This window comes from Stutzerimonas stutzeri (genome assembly GCF_002890915.1).
Classification (GTDB): domain Bacteria; phylum Pseudomonadota; class Gammaproteobacteria; order Pseudomonadales; family Pseudomonadaceae; genus Stutzerimonas; species Stutzerimonas stutzeri_AF.
This window is the reverse complement of sequence record NZ_POUT01000012.1, coordinates 62230-78657: the sequence shown is the minus strand read 5'-3', so window position 1 is coordinate 78657 and position 16428 is coordinate 62230. Positions and strand designations below refer to the sequence as shown.

At 65.8% G+C, this 16428-nt stretch carries 13 protein-coding genes; 8 read left to right on the top strand and 5 right to left on the bottom strand.

The window, feature by feature from the left end:
* Positions 1–36: 36 nt before the first annotated feature.
* The 3 genes from CXK94_RS18500 to CXK94_RS18490 all read left to right on the top strand — a co-directional run bounded on the left by CXK94_RS18500 (position 37) and on the right by CXK94_RS18490 (position 4939).
* A complete protein-coding gene (locus CXK94_RS18500) occupies positions 37–2844 on the top strand; it encodes a hybrid sensor histidine kinase/response regulator (protein WP_102895402.1) in 2808 nt (935 codons plus the stop codon).
* 319 nt (positions 2845–3163) lie between these two features.
* Positions 3164–4096, top strand: coding sequence for a lysylphosphatidylglycerol synthase transmembrane domain-containing protein (locus CXK94_RS18495; protein ID WP_102895401.1), 933 nt, complete (start codon positions 3164–3166; stop codon positions 4094–4096).
* Between the two features lie 111 nt (positions 4097–4207).
* A complete protein-coding gene (locus CXK94_RS18490) occupies positions 4208–4939 on the top strand; it encodes a VC0807 family protein (RefSeq protein WP_256046215.1) in 732 nt (243 codons plus the stop codon).
* 51 nt (positions 4940–4990) lie between these two features.
* Here CXK94_RS18490 and CXK94_RS22480 read toward each other — a convergent pair whose 3' ends face one another.
* The 5 genes from CXK94_RS22480 to CXK94_RS18470 all read right to left on the bottom strand — a co-directional run bounded on the left by CXK94_RS22480 (position 4991) and on the right by CXK94_RS18470 (position 9279).
* The gene (locus tag CXK94_RS22480) at positions 4991–5158 is read right to left on the bottom strand and encodes a hypothetical protein (protein ID WP_180984450.1); all 168 of its coding nucleotides are present in this window, start codon (positions 5156–5158) and stop codon (positions 4991–4993) included.
* A gap of 12 nt (positions 5159–5170) precedes the next feature.
* On the bottom strand, positions 5171–6067 hold the full coding sequence (locus CXK94_RS18485) for an AEC family transporter (protein WP_037038917.1): 897 nt from the start codon (positions 6065–6067) through the stop codon (positions 5171–5173).
* Positions 6068–6197: 130 nt separating this feature from the next.
* Positions 6198–7118: a dTDP-4-dehydrorhamnose reductase gene (gene rfbD / locus CXK94_RS18480; RefSeq protein WP_102895400.1), complete on the bottom strand. Its 921-nt coding sequence runs from the start codon at positions 7116–7118 to the stop codon at positions 6198–6200.
* Between the two features lie 281 nt (positions 7119–7399).
* Complete coding sequence (gene sfsA, locus CXK94_RS18475; RefSeq protein ID WP_102895399.1) at positions 7400–8107, bottom strand: DNA/RNA nuclease SfsA; 708 nt, start codon at positions 8105–8107, stop codon at positions 7400–7402.
* Positions 8107–9279: a pyridoxal phosphate-dependent aminotransferase gene (locus tag CXK94_RS18470; protein WP_102895398.1), complete on the bottom strand. Its 1173-nt coding sequence runs from the start codon at positions 9277–9279 to the stop codon at positions 8107–8109. Before CXK94_RS18470 ends, sfsA begins: the two co-directional genes overlap by 1 nt.
* A 191-nt stretch (positions 9280–9470) precedes the next feature.
* Between CXK94_RS18470 and dksA the strand changes: the two genes are divergently transcribed.
* From dksA to CXK94_RS18445, 5 genes are all read left to right on the top strand, one after another.
* Positions 9471–9917, top strand: a complete 447-nt coding sequence (dksA, locus tag CXK94_RS18465; RefSeq protein ID WP_037038908.1) for an RNA polymerase-binding protein DksA — start codon at positions 9471–9473, stop codon at positions 9915–9917.
* 88 nt (positions 9918–10005) lie between these two features.
* Positions 10006–10911 (top strand): tRNA glutamyl-Q(34) synthetase GluQRS, encoded by a 906-nt coding sequence (gluQRS, locus tag CXK94_RS18460; protein WP_102895397.1) that lies wholly within the window; start codon positions 10006–10008, stop codon positions 10909–10911.
* Between the two features lie 340 nt (positions 10912–11251).
* The gene (locus tag CXK94_RS18455) at positions 11252–11428 is read left to right on the top strand and encodes a hypothetical protein (protein WP_003095129.1); all 177 of its coding nucleotides are present in this window, start codon (positions 11252–11254) and stop codon (positions 11426–11428) included.
* Positions 11412–14366 carry a sensor histidine kinase gene (locus CXK94_RS18450; protein ID WP_102895396.1) on the top strand — a complete coding sequence of 985 codons (2955 nt, stop codon included), beginning with the start codon at positions 11412–11414 and terminating at the stop codon, positions 14364–14366. The genes CXK94_RS18455 and CXK94_RS18450 overlap by 17 nt, the downstream gene beginning before the upstream one ends.
* 61 nt (positions 14367–14427) lie before the next feature.
* Positions 14428–15840, top strand: a complete 1413-nt coding sequence (locus tag CXK94_RS18445) for a sigma-54-dependent transcriptional regulator (protein ID WP_102895395.1) — start codon at positions 14428–14430, stop codon at positions 15838–15840.
* The last annotated feature ends 588 nt before the right edge of the window (positions 15841–16428 follow it).

The window sequence follows — 16428 nt, the reverse complement described above, 5'->3', positions numbered from 1 at the left end:
ATAATCCGCCGTCACACACTTGAACGGACTTCTCTCGTGGGTCGGCTCCGGATCGCCATAGCTTTCATCTTCGGCCTGCTGCTGATCAACCTGATCCCGCTGTCGGCCCAGGCGTCCGTTGGCCAATCGTCGCCGCCCATCGCCCCGCTCGCCGAAGCCGATTCCGCTCCGCAGAACTGGCGGATGCTGATCGACCAGTCCGGCCGCCTGACCCTCGATGAAGTGCTGGCCCAGCGCTCGCTGTTCCAGCGCCTGGAAAAACTCGCCTACAGCGCTCCGCCCAGCGACCGGGCCGTCTGGCTGCAGGTCAGCCTGCCGCCTCTGACCAAGCCCAAGTGGCTCTGGCTGTTCGCCCCGCGGGTGCAGTATCTCGACTTCTACCTGCTGCATGGCGGCCAGCTGGTGCAGCACACCGCGACCGGCGAGCAGCGCCCGCTGAGTACACGCCCCCTGCCCAACCGGGCCTACCTGTTCAGCCTGCCCAACGACGGGCAGCCGCGGGAAGCCTACATCCGCCTGCAGTCCAACCATCCGATGATGACCTGGTTCAAGACCATCGACGACAGTGGGCTGGTCAGCCAGACCAAGCCCGCCTACCTCTTCGGCGCGCTGTTCGGTGCGCTGGCCCTGCTGATGGTCTACAACCTGCTGCGCTTCGCCTACACCCTCAGCTACACCCACATCTGGCTGAGCCTGCTGCACGGTTCGCTGCTGAGCTGCGCAATGGCCAATCTCGGCGTACTGGCGGTATGGATTCCCGGGCTGACCTACAGCCAGCCGCTGATCGCCGACCTGTCGGCGCTGGGCGCCAGCATGGCCTTGCTCGGCTTCACCCTGGGCTTCTTCCACCACCGCCGGCACACCTGGCTCACCTGGCTGCTGGGTATCGAATTCAACCTGGCGCTGGCACTGGCTGGCAGCGTCCTGCTCGGCCAGTGGTTGTGGTACAGCTGGCTGATCTACTCGCTGGTACTGCTGACGGCGTTCAGCGCCCTGCTCGTCGCCCTCTGCCACTGGCGGCACGGTTATCGGCCGGCACGTCTGGTCGGCGCCGGGCTGACGCTGTTCAATGCCGGCATGGTGTTCTTCATGCCCATGCTGCTCGGCTTCGACCAGCTCGACCCGGGCTGGCTGACCGGCGGGCTGTTCAGCCTGGCGACCCTTGGTGGCCTGATGCTCAGCTTCGCCCTGCTCGAGCGCCAGCGCCAGCTGCAGTCCGACAGCCGTACCCAGTACACCGCCGAAGCGGTGAGCAGCGCCGAACTGAAGACCAAGGCCGACTTCCTGTCGAAGATCAGTCACGAGCTGCGCACCCCCATGAACGGCGTACTGGGCATGAGCGAACTGCTACTCGGCACTTCGTTGTCGGCCAAGCAGCGCGACTACGTGCAGACCATCCACAGTTCCGGCAACGAGCTGCTCAACCTGATCAACGAGATTCTCGATATCTCCAAGCTGGAGTCGGGACAGATCGAGCTCGACGACGTGCAGTTCGATCTCAATGCGCTGATCGAGGACTGCCTCGGCATCTTCCGCGCCAAGGCCGAGCAGCAGAAGGTCGAGCTGATCAGCTTCATCCAGCCGCAGCTGCCGCAGGTGGTCGCCGGCGACCCGACGCGCTTGCGCCAGGCGCTGCTCAATCTGCTGGAAAACGCCTTCAAGCAGACCGACGAAGGCGAGGTGCTGCTGATCGCTGCCGTCGATGGCCCGTTGGACAACCCGCGCCTGCGCATCACCGTGCAGGACAGCGGACGGCCGCTGGAGGCCTACGAGCGCGATGCGCTGCTCAACGCCGCGGTGGACAGCCATGACTTCCTCGCCGCCACGCGCCACGGCGGGCGCCTGGGCCTGATCATCGCCCGCCAGCTGGTGCAGCTGATGGACGGCGACTTCGGCATCCAGACCGGCGCGACCCAGGGCAACACCCTGTGGATCAGCCTGCCGCTGGCCAGCGAGGGCCTGGCGCAGCACAATCCCGACCTGGACGGCCCACTGCAGGGCACCCGGCTCTTGATCGTCGACGACAACGACACCTGCCGCAAGGTGCTGGTCCAGCAGTGCAGCGGCTGGGGGCTGGAGGTCAGCGCCGTGGCCTCCGGCAAGGAGGCGCTGGCATTGCTCAGGACCAAGGCCCACCTCAAGGAATATTTCGACGTCGTCCTGCTCGACCAGGACATGCCGGGCATGACCGGCATGCAGCTGGCGAGCAAGATCAAGGAAGATTTCAGCCTCAACCACGACATCCTGCTGATCATGCTGACCGGCATGAGCAGCGCGCCGAGCAAGATCATCGCGCGCAACGCCGGCATCAAGCGCATCCTCGCCAAACCGGTGGCCGGCTATACGCTCAAGACCACGCTCGCCGACGAGATGGCCCACCGGCAGCAGGGTCTGCAGCCGCGCCCGGCGGCCGCACCGCAGCCGCTGGCGACGCAGGAGATTCCGGATGACTTCCGTATCCTGGTGGCCGAGGACAACAGCATTTCGACCAAGGTCATCCGCGGCATGCTGAACAAGCTGAACCTGCAGCCGGACACCGCCAGCAACGGCGAAGAGGCGCTGGCGGCGATCAAGACCAAGCCCTACGACCTGGTGCTGATGGACTGCGAGATGCCGGTCCTCGACGGCTTCCATGCCACCCGCCAGCTGCGCGAGTGGGAAGCGGCGACGGCCCGCCCGCGGACCCCGGTGGTGGCGCTGACCGCTCACATCCTCAGCGAGCACCGCGAACGCGCGCGCGAGGCCGGCATGGACGGGCACATGGCCAAGCCGGTCGAGCTGTCGCAGTTGCGCGAGCTGATCGACCATTGGGTACGGATCAAGCAGGCCGAGAGCGTCGATTGATCCGCCGGGGCCTCGGCGCAGCGTGCGGTAGCACCGGCTGGTAGCGGTTTCTCGTCGCCCTGGTCCTCAGCACTGCCCCGCATACGCCGCTGCCCTTCCCGGATCCCGCCTGCGCCCCAGCACAGCCAGGACCATGGGGTTCCGTGCATGACCGGAGGGCCTGCTGGCCAGGCCCGAAACTGAACAAAATCGCCCGCCCGCTGCCGATTATCTGTACAGCCCGAAACATGCGGAGGTTTTCAGCCTGGCTGTGGCTCGCCCGTGGTTGCAGCGCCCGCACAGGCGCTGCAACAAACCCAGCCCAAGCAAGGAGCCGTGGATGATGAAAAGGAGCGATGTCGCCTGGACCCTGGTCGGGGCCACGGCAGTGCTGCTGTCCGGTTATCTGCTGTATCAGGAGGTGCGCAACATCTCCCTTGCCGAGCTGGCCGACAGCCTGCGGGCCATCGGCACTGCTCACTGGCTGCTGGCCGGACTGGCCGCGCTCGGTGCCTATACCGCCCTGGCCTGGTACGACCGCATCGCGATGGCGCACCTGGGCAAGTCGATGTCCTGGTGGTTCATCGCGCTGTGCTCGTTCACCACCTATGCCCTGGCGCACAATATCGGCGCCTCGGTGTTCTCCGGCGCGCTGGTGCGTTACCGGGCGTATCGCAGCAAGGGGCTGACGCCGCAGGAAATCGGCATTCTCATCATCTTCTGCTCGCTGACCTTCGCCCTCGGCACCCTGCTGGCCGCCAGCCTCGTGCTGCTTCTGCAACCGCAGTTGCTGGCGCAGCTGGTCGATGCCCCGCCCTGGCTCTCCGCCATGATCGGCACGACGCTGCTTGCGCTCATCGGCCTGTACGCATTCGGTGCCTGGCGCCAGCTGCCGGCCTGGCGCCTGGGCCAATGGCACATCGCCTATCCGCGTCTGGCGATCGTCGCCCGGCAGCTGCTCGCCGGCCCGCTGGAATTGCTCTGCGCCGCGGCGATCATCCATTTTGCCTTGCCGGCCGGGCACCATCCCGGCTACCTGACGGTGCTCGGCGTGTTCCTCGTCTCCTTCACGCTGGCGCTGCTCTCGCATGCCCCCGGTGGCCTGGGCGTGCTGGAGGTGACTTTCCTCGCCGCCCTGCCGGAGGTGCCGACCGTCGATGTGCTGGCCGCGCTGATCGTGTTCCGCGGCTTCTACTTGCTGCTGCCCTTTGCGCTGGCGATGCTGGTGGTCGCGGTATTCGAGTATGGTCAGTGGGCGGCCAGGCGCAGTTGAGGCCACGCCAACCGGCCGGAAGCCTGCCGAGCGCTCATCCCGACGAACTGCCTATGGCGAAGATGCCGCACACGGGCGATCATGCAGCCCTCTCAAAGCCAAACCGATGACATGACCGAAGCTGCCCATACCCACGCCGAACACAAACCACGCCCGCTGATCGATCTTGCCGTAAGTATCCTGATTCCCTCGCTGATCCTGATGAAGCTCAGTGGCGAGCAGCGCCTGGGGGCCGACGGCGCCCTGCTGCTGGCCCTGGCCTTCCCGCTGGGCTGGGGCCTGTGGGAACTGGCCAAGTACCGCAAGTTCAACTGGATCGCCCTGCTCGGGCTGATCAGCGTCCTGCTCACCGGCGGCATTGGCCTGTTGCATCTGGATACCCAGTGGCTGGCGATCAAGGAAGCGGCGGTACCGGGGATCATCGGCATCGCCGTGCTCGCCTCGACGCGCACCCGCTACCCGCTGATCCGTACCCTGCTCTACAACCCGAAGGTGCTCAACGTCGACAAGATCCACGAACAACTGGAGCGCAACGGCCAGGTCGAGCATTTCGAGACACGCCTGTCGCGGGCGACCTACCTGCTCAGCGGTACCTTCTTCTTCTCCTCGTTCATGAACTACGTACTGGCCAAGTGGATCGTCAACAGCCCCGCCGGCAGCGAGGCCTTCAATGCCGAACTGGGCCGCATGAACCTGCTCAGCTATCCGATGATCGCCATCCCCAGCATGTTGATGATGATGGCGATCTTCTTCTACCTCTGGCGCACCATCCACGGCCTGACCGGCCTGCGCCTGGAGGACATCATGGCGACCCCCGCGCACGAGCGCAAAACCGGGGAATGACGGCTGGAAATCGGGTGGCCGCCGGCCGGCCGGATGCGTTGCCCTGCCCGCTCAGAACAGCAGCTTGAAGATGCCGATCACCACGATTAGGCCGATGATGAAGATGACGCCAGCGGTTCCGCCGATAAATTTCAGCATGCTGCTCTCTCCCGTTTTCCCAAGGCTGTGATTTTGTGACAGCCGCCCCCCGGCGGCGTTCGTCCCGCCCGGACGGCGCATCCGCCAGGCACATCAGCCGATCAACAGCATCCACAGCGGCAAGCTGACAGCGGCCAGCACGGTGGAGAGAAATACCGTCGAACTGACCGGCCGGGTATCGTCGGGATGCCTGACGAACGCCAGCACGTTCACCCCGCTGGGGCAGGCCGCGAGCAGCACCAGCACGCTACGGGCCGCGTGGCTGAGCCCCGGCAACCAGCCGCTGAACCACCAGACCAGCAGCGGAAACAGCCCGAGCTTGACCACGGTCAGCGCCAGCACCACGCCACCGGGCCGCAGCCGATAGCGCGACAGGCTGACGCCCAGCAGCAGCAATGCGCAAGGCAGCGCCGCCTGCGCCAGCCAACCGGCCAGGCGCCAGAACGGCTCCGGCAGCTGGACGCCGGACAGGTTGAGCAGTGCACCGAGCAGCAGGCCGACGATCAGCGGGTTGGCCAGGTTCTTCAGCAACGCCGGCACGCTGACCTTGTCGGCAGCGCCGAAGGCCGCATAGAAACTCTGCAGCGAGAACAGCACCAGGCTGTGGAAGACCAGGATGGCGAACACGTAGACCAGGCTCTGCGCCCCCAGCAGCGTTGCCACCAGCGGAATGCCGACCAGCACGTTGTTCGAATAGGCGGCGGCCAGGCCCAGCGGCGTCACCCGGCCACGCAGACGCTGGGCGACCAGGTTGACCAGCACGAAGACCAGCAGCACCGGCCCGAAGTAGGCCAGCAGGAGCATCGGCGACATGCCGTCGCTCAGCTCGGCGCGGGCGATGCCGGTGAACAGCACCGCCGGCATGAACAGCTTGAAGGTCACGTTGGCCAGGCCGACCGTGCCTTCGCCGGTCAGCCATTGTCGCCAGCCGAGCAGATAGCCGAGCATGATCAGACCGAAGATCGGCAGGATCGCCTGAACCACCACCATGCCGCCTGCCCTCCCGAATGCCGACCCCGTGCCTACCCGCACGGCGCGCACGGCGCGCACGGGGGCGCAAGAATACACCGGCAAACCGGGCTGCGCACGGCAGCGCAGACCTGAACGGCCGGCGCGCGACTCAGGCGTTGAAGAACCGTCCCGGGGTGGCCTGGGGCGACACCTGCCCACCGAGCGCGGCGAGCACCTCGGCGAGATCGTCCCGCCAAGGCCGTGGTTCCAGGCCGAACGTCGCCTGGAAACGGCTGCAGTCGAGTACCGACCAGGCCGGGCGCCGGGCCGGCGTCGGATACTGCGAGGTCAGGATCGGCGAGACCTGCGGTTGCCTGTCCAGCAGCCCCATGGCCTCGCCCTGGCGGAAGATCTCCACCGCGAAGTCGTACCAGGAACACGACGGGCTGCCACTGTAGTGATACAGCCCCCAGTCGAGGCGGCCGTCGCGGGCATAGCGGCTGGCCAGTGTCAGCAGCACCGTGGCGATGCTCCCGGCCTGGGTCGGGCAACCGAACTGGTCGCTCACCACGCCGAGCGCATCGCGCTGGCGCCCCAGACGCAGCATGGTCTTGACGAAATTATGCCCGTACACGCCATACACCCAGCTGGTACGCAGGATCAGGTGCGCGTCCAGGCAGTCGCGAATCGCGTCCTCACCGGCCAGTTTGCTGGCGCCGTAGACGCCGGTCGGGCCGGTGGCGTCGGTCTCGCGATAGGGTACGCCGGCCGCCCCGGAGAACACGTAATCGGTAGAGATGTGCAGCAGCGGGATGCCGGCGCGCGCCGCCGCCTCGGCCAGGTTGCGCGCACCATCGCGGTTGACCGCATAGGCCTGCGCGGCGTGGGTCTCGGCGTTGTCGACATGGGTATAGGCGGCGGCATTGATGATCAGCCCCGGCCGCTGGCGCATCATTTCGGCGACCTGCTCGCAGCAGGAGATATCCAGCTGTTCTCGGGTCGCCGCCAGCGCGTCCAGGCCGAAGCCGGCAGCCCGTTCGACCACTTCGCGGCCGACCTGACCGCCCGCACCGCTTACGAGGATTCGCATTCTTTGTAGCCTCATCGAGGGCTCCGCGCGTGAGGCGATCGCCCGGAATTAGTCTGCCAGCAGGTATCCGGGAGCCGCATCAGCAACCACTCACCGCACCGCCGGGCACGTCACCGAGCCCGCCTGTTCACTCGTCGACACCGCGCCAAGCGGCGGAACAGAGCCCGCCGGCACGCTCGGGGATGTTTTTTTCCAGCCACGTTGAGGCCAGACAGATCGCACTTTGTTCCCCAAAACAGACGCATCAGGAGAATTTTTTCCCCGAGTGAGACATGCTTCGCTCAGAGGAGCACCGGCAACGGGCGGTTCAGCCGGATTTCCTCCAGCGACAACTCGGCGGCATAGGCCAGCACTTCCACGCCGGCCGCCCGCGCATCGTGCAATGCCGCGGCGTAGAGCGGGTCGATCTCGCTGGCCGGGCGCACCGCCTCGATGCCGGAAAGATTCACGCAATACAGCTGCACCGCGCGCGTACCGCTACGCGCCAGCGCCGCCAGCTCGCGCAGATGCCGCGCGCCCCGTGCGGTCACCGCATCGGGGAAGGCCGCCACCGCGCTATCGGCGAAGCCGAGGGTGACACTCTTGACCTCGACGAAGGCCGCGCCGCCGGCATAGTCGAGGCGAAAATCCACCCGGCTGTTCTCCAGGCCATAGGCCACTTCGCGCTTGAGCGTGGTGAAACCGGCCAGCTCGGCTATCGAGCCGCTCAGCAGCGCCTCCTCCACCAACGGGTTGGCGCGCGCGGTGTTCACGCAGGCCAACCGTCCCTGCGGCGTCTCCACCAGCTCCCAGGTTCCGGGCAACTTGCGCTTGGGATCGTTGCTGCGCTGGAACCAGACCTGCGCGCCCTCGCCCATGCAGTTGAGCATCGAGCCGGTGTTGGGGCAGTGGATGCACAGCTCCTCGCCTTGCTCGGTGACGATATCGGCGAGAAAGCGCTTGTAGCGCCGCACCAGGCGCCCCCGTTCCAGCGGCTTGGCGAAGCGCATCAGGGCTGCCAGCGCTGCAGGCCGCGGGCGATGCGCTCGACGGCCTGCTCCAGGCGCGGCAGATCCTGGGTGTAGGCGAAACGCACGTGGTGCCCGGCCTGGTGGCGGCCGAAATCCAGCCCCGGGGTGATCGCGACGAACTCGGTCTCCAGCATGTGCCGGCAGAACGCATAGGCATCGCCGCCGAAGGTGGCGATGTCGGCATACAGGTAGAACGCCCCCTGCGGTTCGACCGCAATGCTGAAACCCAGCTCGCGCAAGGCCGGCAGCAGGAAGTCGCGGCGACGGGCGAACTCGGCACGGCGGGCCTCGAGAATCTCCAGGGTCGCCGGCTCGAAGCAGGCCAGCGCCGCGTGCTGAGCCATGCTCGGCGCGCTGATATAGAGATTCTGCGCCAGCTTTTCCAGCTCCGGCACCGCGTTCGGCGGCGCCACCAGCCAGCCGAGGCGCCAGCCGGTCATGCCGAAATACTTGGAGAAGCTGTTGAGTACGAAGGCCTCGTCATCCACCTCCAGCACGCTGGCCGCGTCGGTGCCGTAGGTCAGGCCGTGGTAGATCTCGTCCACCACCAGGTGCCCGCCGCGCCGCTTCAGCGCGGCCGAGAGCCCGGCCAGCTCATCGCGCTCGAGCAGCGTACCGGTCGGATTGGCCGGCGAGGCGACCAGCGCACCGACGCTGTGCTTGTCCCAGTGGCGCTCGATCAGTTCGGGAGTCAGTTGGTAGCGCACCTCGGGGCCGACCGGCACCAGTTGCGCGGCGCCTTCGACCAGGCGCAGGAAATGGCGGTTGCAGGGGTAGCCGGGGTCCGCCAGCAGCCAGTGCTTGCCCGGGTCCACCAGCAGGCTGGAGGCAAGCAGCAGCGCGCCGGAGCCGCCGGGAGTAATCAGGATGCGCTCGGGGTCAATAGACAGCCGATAGCGCTGCGCATAGAAGCCGGCGATCGCCTCGCGCAGCTGCGGCAGGCCACGGGCGGGCGTGTAGCGGGTATGGCCGGCCGCCAGTGCCGCCTGCCCGGCGGCGACGATGGGCGCGGCCGTGGTGAAGTCCGGTTCGCCGATTTCCAGATGAATGACGTCATGGCCTTGAACTTGCAGCTGGCTGGCCCGCTCCAACAGCGCCATGACATGAAAAGGTTCGATTGCGCGGCTACGCGCGCTGTACGACGAGGTCATCTGACCTTCCTGTTGAGGGCAAAACGTGAATTCTACCCAAGGTCCCCAGACCGCGGCAGCTACAGTTGGATTCGGGAGTAGCGCACCCCGATCCGATCTGGTAAGTTCGCCCGCTTGCAGCCGCAGGGCCGGCACGGGTCGGCAAGGGACAAATCATCCTGCGCAATGGACATAGCGAGAGGCGTTCATCCATGCCCATTACCAAAGAAACACCATCGAGCAAGCAACTGATTCGCGCCTTCGAGCCCTACAAGGAAAGCCCGGGCGAGGAATACATGAGCGACAAGATGCGCGCCCACTTCACCGGCATCCTGAACAAGTGGAAGCAGGAGTTGATGGAGGAAGTCGACCGTACCGTGCACCACATGCAGGACGAAGCGGCCAACTTCCCCGATCCGGCCGACCGCGCCAGCCAGGAAGAAGAGTTCAGCCTGGAACTGCGTGCCCGTGACCGCGAGCGCAAGCTGATCAAGAAGATCGACGAGACGCTGCAGCTGATCGAAGACAACGAATACGGCTGGTGCGATTCCTGCGGTGTCGAGATCGGCATCCGCCGCCTGGAAGCGCGCCCCACCGCCACGCTGTGCATCGACTGCAAGACGCTGGCGGAGATCAAGGAAAAGCAGATCGGTTCCTGATCCCGGACGGGGCGCTGCGGCGCCCCGCTTCGTTTCCGGCTTCCGTACCAGCCCTATCGCGCCTCGCCAGCCCTGACCGAGCCGCCGCATGCCTTCTTCGCCTTCACCCCGACCCGAGCGTTACGTCGGCCGCTTCGCCCCCACCCCCAGCGGCTACCTGCACTTCGGCTCGCTGGTCGCCGCCCTCGCCTCCTATCTCGATGCCCGCGCCGCCGGTGGCCGCTGGCTGCTGCGCATGGAGGACCTCGACCCGCCGCGGGAAGTACCCGGCGCGCAGCGGGCGATCGTCGAGACGCTGCAACGCTACGGCTTCGACTGGGATGGCGAGATGCTCCGCCAGAGCGAACGCCATGCCGTCTACGATGCGGCCATCACGCGGCTGCTGGACGAGGGCCTGGCCTATGCCTGCACCTGTTCGCGCAAACAGCTCGAGGGTCATCCCGGCCCCTACCCCGGTTTCTGCCGCGATGCCCGGCACAGCCTCGACAATGCCGCGATCCGCCTGCGCGTGCCGGAGCGCGAATACGGTTTCGTCGACCGCGTGCAGGGCGAGTTCCGCCAGCACCTGGGCCGCGAAGTCGGCGACTTCGTCATCCGCCGCCGCGACGGGCTGATCGCCTACCAGCTGGCGGTGGTCCTCGACGACGCCTGGCAGGGCGTCACCAACGTGGTGCGCGGCGCCGACCTGCTCGACTCCACCCCGCGCCAGCTCTACCTGCAGGAACTGCTCGGCCTGCCACGGCCGCGCTACCTGCACCTGCCGCTGATCATCCAGCCGGACGGCCACAAGCTGGGCAAGCGCTATCGCTCGCCACCGCTGCCAGCCCACGAGGCCAGCCCGCTGCTGCTGCGCGCCCTGCGCGCGCTCGGTCAGCGGCCAACCGCCGAGCTGGCTGGCGCACTGCCCGCCGAAATCCTCCAGTGGGCCGTCACGCACTGGGACGCCGCGCTCATTCCACGCACGCCGACGCTGGCCGAGGCGCAGTTGCGCTGAAAGCTGGAAACAGCTTGAGGTCTCGCTAAACGCCTTCGAACCCGTGCTTTTCATAGGAGCCAGCTTGCTGGCGATCATCACGGAGCCACGCCACGGATCGCCAGCAAGCTGGCTCCTACACCTACGGTTCGCCTCGGACACGCTTATGGGGCTTCAGGCTTCAGGCTTCAGGCTTCAGGCTTCAGGCTTCAGGCTTCAGGCTTCAGGCTTCAGGCTTCAGGCTTCAGGCCGCCAGGATGAAGCACACCGCAAGTCCCGGCCAACGGCTTTTACCTGCCACCTGTGGCTTGCCGCTTGCCGCTGCTCTACCATCGCCCTCACTTCCGACACGAGACCCGGCATGTATATCTACCGACTGGTGCTGCTCCTGGTAGTGGGGATCTACCTGTTCTCCCCCGCCATCATGGACTGGTGGATCGACCCCAACGGTGCCTGGTATCGGCCCTATCTGCTGTGGCTGATCCTGATCGTGGTGACCTTCATTCTCCAGAGCCAGCGTGATGCAGACGAGCTTTAGCCTGAGCCACCTGATCCTGATCAGTGCCGCCTACCTGTTCATGCTGTTCGGCGTGGCCTGGGTCAGCGAGCGCGGGCTGATCCCGCGCTGGATCATCCGCCACCCGCTGACCTACACCCTCTCGCTCGGCGTCTACGCCAGCGCCTGGGCCTTCTATGGCACCGTGGGCCTGGCCTACCAGTACGGCTACGGGTTTCTCGCCACCTATCTCGGCGTGTGCGGCGCCTTTCTGCTGGCGCCGGTGCTGCTCTACCCGATCCTGCGCATCACTCGTACCTACCAGCTGTCGTCGCTGGCCGACCTGGTGGCCTTCCGCTTCCGCAGCACCTGGAGCGGCGCGCTGACCACCGTGGTCATGCTGATCGGCATGCTGCCGCTGCTGGCCCTGCAGATCCAGGCGGTCGCCGACGCCATCGGCATTCTCACCCTCGAGCCGCTGCAGGAGCGGGTGGCGCTGGGCTACTGCCTGATGATCATGCTGTTCACCATTCTCTTCGGCGCCCGCCACATCGCCACCCGCGAGAAGCACGAAGGGCTGGTGTTCGCCATCGCCTTCGAATCGATCGTCAAGCTGGTGACCTTCGGAGCCATCGGCCTGTACGCCCTGTACATGGTGTTCGGCGGCCCGCACCAGCTGGAGATCTGGCTGCTGCAGAACCAGTCGGCGCTGCAGGCATTGCACACACCGCTGCAGGAAGGCCCGTGGCGCACCCTGCTGCTGGTGTTCTTCGCCTCGGCCATCGTCATGCCACACATGTATCACATGACGTTCACCGAGAACCTCAACCCGCGCGGGCTGGTCAGCGCCAGCTGGGGATTGCCGCTGTACCTGCTGCTGATGAGTTTGGCCGTGCCGCTGATCCTCTGGGCCGGCCTGAAGCTGGGCGTCAGTACCAACCCCGAATACTTCACCCTCGGCCTTGGCCTCACCGCACAGAGCGAAACCCTGGCGCTGCTGGCCTTCGTCGGCGGCCTCTCGGCCTCCAGCGGGCTGATCATCGTCAGCACCCTGGCGCTGTCCGGCATGGCGCTCAACCATCTGGTGCTGCCGCTCTACCAGCCGTCCAGCGAGGGCAACATCTACCGCTGGCTGAAGTGGACGCGACGCAGCCTGATCCTCGCCATCATCCTGGCCGGCTACGGTTTCTACCTGCTGCTCGGCGCCGAGCAGGACCTGTCCAACCTGGGCATCGTCGCCTTCGTCGCCACCCTGCAGTTCCTGCCGGGCGTGCTCTCGGTGCTCTACTGGCCGACCGCCAACCGCCGCGGCTACATTGCCGGGCTGCTGGCCGGCATCGGCGTCTGGATGGTGACCATGCTGCTGCCCCTGGTGGGCAACCTGGATGGTTTCTACATCCCGCTGTTCAACGTGGTCTACGTACTCGACGACACCAGCTGGCACCTGGCGGCAATCGCCTCGCTGGCGGTCAACGTGCTGGCCTTCTCGCTGTTCTCGCTGTTCACCGAGACCAGCCCCGAGGAGCAGAGCGCCGCCGAAGCCTGCGCCGTGGAGAACGTGCGACGCCCGCAGCGCCGCGAACTGATGGCCGCCTCGCCGCAGGAATTCGCCACCCAGCTGGCCAAGCCGCTGGGCGCCAAGACCGCCCAGCGCGAAGTGGAACAGGCCCTGCGCGACCTGCAGCTTCCGTTCGACGAACACCGCCCCTACGCCCTGCGGCGCCTGCGCGACCGCATCGAGGCCAACCTCTCCGGGCTGATGGGGCCCAGCGTGGCCCAGGACATCGTCGAGAACTTCCTGCCCTACAAGAACGGCGCCGAGGGCTACATCACCGAGGACATCCACTTCATCGAGAGCCGCCTGGAGGAGTACCACTCGCGCCTGACCGGCCTGGCCGCCGAACTCGATGCACTGCGCCGCTACCACCGCCAGACCCTGCAGGAACTGCCCATGGGCGTCTGCTCGCTGGCCAAGGACCAGGAAATCCTCATGTGGAACCGCGCGCTCGAGGAGCTCACCGAAATCCCCGCGCTGCAGGTGGTCGGTTCGCGCCTGCCGACCCTCGCCGAGCCGTGGAAGAGCCTGTTGATGGACTTCATCCAGCAGCCCGACGAGCACCTGCACAAGCAGCGCCTGACGCTCCATGGCCACCGCCGCTGCCTCAACCTGCACAAGGCAGCCATCGCCGAGCCGCTGGCGCCCGGCAACAGCGGCCTGGTCCTGTTGGTCGAGGACCTCACCGAAACCCAGGAGCTGGAAGACCGCTTGGTGCACTCCGAGCGCCTGGCCAGCATCGGCCGCCTGGCCGCCGGCGTCGCCCACGAGATCGGCAACCCGATCACCGGCATCGCCTGCCTGGCGCAGAACCTGCGCGACGAGCGCGAGTCGGACGAGGAGATCGGCGAAATCAGCGCCCAGCTCATCGAGCAGACCAAGCGTGTGTCGCGTATCGTCCAGTCGCTGATGAACTTCGCCCACGCCGGCGAGCGCCAGCAGCGCCTGTACCCGGTGAGCCTGGCGCAGGTCACCCAGGAGGCCATCGCCCTGCTCTCGCTCAACCGCAACCGGACCGAGGTGCGCTTCCTCAACCAGTGCGATCCGCAGCATCTGGCCGAAGGCGATCCGCAGCGGCTGGCGCAGGTGCTGATCAACCTGTTGTCCAATGCCCGCGACGCCTCGCCGCCGGGCGGGGTGATCCGCATCCGCAGCGAAATCGCCGAGCAGACCGTCTATCTGATCGTCGAGGACGAGGGCAGCGGTATTCCCAAGGAGGTCCAGGGCCGGCTGTTCGAGCCGTTCTTCACCACCAAGGACCCCGGCGAAGGCACCGGCCTGGGCCTCGCGCTGGTCTATTCGATCGTTGAAGAGCATTATGGCCAGATCGATATCGACAGCCCGGCCGACCCGGAAACACAACGCGGCACCCGTTTTCGCATCACCCTGCCGCGGCATGTCGAAGCGTCACATGCCGTAAGTTGAAGAGGCGAATGCCGTATCGGCCCCTGGCCGGTTCTGCCTCCAGACCGTCGAGAGAGTACTGATGTCACACATTCTGATCGTCGAAGACGAAACCATCATCCGCTCCGCCCTGCGGCGCCTCCTCGAACGCAACCAGTACGAGGTCAGCGAAGCCGGTTCGGTGCTGGAAGCGCAGGAACGCTTCAGCATTCCGGGTTTCGATCTCATCGTCAGCGACTTGAGGCTCCCGGGCGCCCCGGGCACCGAACTGATCAAACTCGCCGAAGGCACACCGGTGCTGATCATGACCAGCTACGCCAGCCTGCGCTCGGCGGTGGACTCCATGAAGATGGGCGCTGTGGACTACATAGCCAAGCCCTTCGACCACGACGAGATGCTGCAGACCGTGGCGCGCATCCTTCAGGATCATCAGCAGAACGCCGCAGCCCTCGCTCAGCCGAGTCGTGGTAATGGCAGCGCCCCGAGCGACGCGTCACAAGGAGACATCGGCATCATCGGCCACTGTGCGCCGATGCAGGACCTGTTCAGCAAGATCCGCAAGGTCGCCCCCACCGATTCCAACGTGCTGATCCAGGGCGAGTCGGGCACCGGCAAGGAACTGGTGGCGCGGGCGCTGCACAATCTCTCGCGACGGGCCAAGGCGCCGATGATCTCGGTGAACTGCGCGGCGATCCCGGAAACCCTGATCGAATCCGAACTGTTCGGCCACGAGAAAGGCGCCTTCACCGGCGCCAGCGCCGGGCGCGCCGGTCTGGTCGAAGCGGCCGATGGCGGCACGCTGTTCCTCGACGAGATCGGCGAGCTGCCGCTCGAAGCCCAGGCGCGCCTGCTGCGCGTATTGCAGGAAGGCGAGATCCGCCGGGTCGGCTCGGTGCAGTCGCAGAAGGTCGACGTACGCCTGATCGCCGCCACCCACCGCGACCTGAAAACCCTGGCCAAGACCGGCCAGTTCCGCGAAGACCTCTACTACCGCCTGCACGTCATCGCGCTCAGGTTGCCGCCGCTGCGCGAGCGCGGCAACGACGTGGTGGAAATCGCCAAGGCTTTCCTCGCCCGCCAGGGCGAGCGGATGAACAGTGGCGAGTTGCACTTCTCCCGCGATGCCGAACAGGCCATCCGTCACTACCACTGGCCGGGCAACGTCCGCGAACTGGAGAACGCCATCGAACGCGCGGCGATTCTCAGCGAGAGCCCGGAAATCGATGCCGACCTGCTGGGCATCGACATCGAACTGGACGGTCTGGACGAGGACTTCGACGAGCCCCTCGGCACGCTGCATGGCGCAGCCAGCAGCAACGAGCCGACCGAAGACCTGTCGCTGGAGGACTACTTCCAGCATTTCGTGCTCGAGCACCAGGACCACATGACCGAGACCGAACTGGCGCGCAAGCTCGGCATCAGCCGCAAATGCCTGTGGGAGCGCCGCCAGCGCCTGGGCATCCCGCGGCGCAAATCCAGCACCACGGCGGGCTGAAGACTGTTACCGCCTGCACATACGCCGTAACAAAAACCGGGATCATCGGTAACGATGGCCCGGTTTTTTCTTCTCAAGCACACGCCCCGAAAACCATCAAAGCATTGAAATAAAAGGATTTTATAAAACTGGCACGGCACCTGCTTACTTATTCAGAACAACAACAATAACAAGCAGCCCCACAATAAGAACAAGACGTAACGACTCCAGCAGAACAACGACAAGAAGGCGGAGGCGCAGCTAACTGATTCTTTTGGAGAGGACGTGCAAAGGGGTTCGCCCCACGACCAGGCCGAGAACAATAAAAACTGCATCGAGCAGGGCCCGTACTGGTTGGATCGAAAGATCACCGCAACGTCAGCGACCAAAGAAATCCGTTTGCTCTTGGCTCCCGGTGTAGGAGCGCTCCCGACGGCGGTAGCTGAAGGGAACAGGCGAACAACAAGAACAGCACCGCCTGGATACCAATAACAACAAAAGCACGCGACATCATTCAGAGGGGAGCTTCGGCTCCCCTCAGTGCTTTCAGCGCTTGACCCAGGCAGCCGCAGGCAGACGATTGGCATCTGCCCTTCTTGCACTCACCTA

Bases quoted from the DNA above. Each gene is read 5' to 3' on its own strand.
- CXK94_RS18450 (WP_102895396.1), top strand. From the start codon at position 11,412: ATGCAGACGAGCTTTAGCCTGAGCCACCTGATCCTGATCAGTGCCGCC.
- dksA (WP_037038908.1), top strand. From the start codon at position 9,471: ATGCCCATTACCAAAGAAACACCATCGAGCAAGCAACTGATTCGCGCC.
- gluQRS (WP_102895397.1), top strand. From the start codon at position 10,006: ATGCCTTCTTCGCCTTCACCCCGACCCGAGCGTTACGTCGGCCGCTTC.
- CXK94_RS18495 (WP_102895401.1), top strand. From the start codon at position 3,164: ATGATGAAAAGGAGCGATGTCGCCTGGACCCTGGTCGGGGCCACGGCA.
- CXK94_RS18490 (WP_256046215.1), top strand. From the start codon at position 4,208: ATGACCGAAGCTGCCCATACCCACGCCGAACACAAACCACGCCCGCTG.
- CXK94_RS18445 (WP_102895395.1), top strand. From the start codon at position 14,428: ATGTCACACATTCTGATCGTCGAAGACGAAACCATCATCCGCTCCGCC.
- CXK94_RS18470 (WP_102895398.1), bottom strand. From the start codon at position 9,279: ATGACCTCGTCGTACAGCGCGCGTAGCCGCGCAATCGAACCTTTTCAT.
- CXK94_RS18455 (WP_003095129.1), top strand. From the start codon at position 11,252: ATGTATATCTACCGACTGGTGCTGCTCCTGGTAGTGGGGATCTACCTG.
- rfbD (WP_102895400.1), bottom strand. From the start codon at position 7,118: ATGCGAATCCTCGTAAGCGGTGCGGGCGGTCAGGTCGGCCGCGAAGTG.
- CXK94_RS18485 (WP_037038917.1), bottom strand. From the start codon at position 6,067: ATGGTGGTGGTTCAGGCGATCCTGCCGATCTTCGGTCTGATCATGCTC.
- CXK94_RS22480 (WP_180984450.1), bottom strand. From the start codon at position 5,158: ATGCGCCGTCCGGGCGGGACGAACGCCGCCGGGGGGCGGCTGTCACAA.
- sfsA (WP_102895399.1), bottom strand. From the start codon at position 8,107: ATGCGCTTCGCCAAGCCGCTGGAACGGGGGCGCCTGGTGCGGCGCTAC.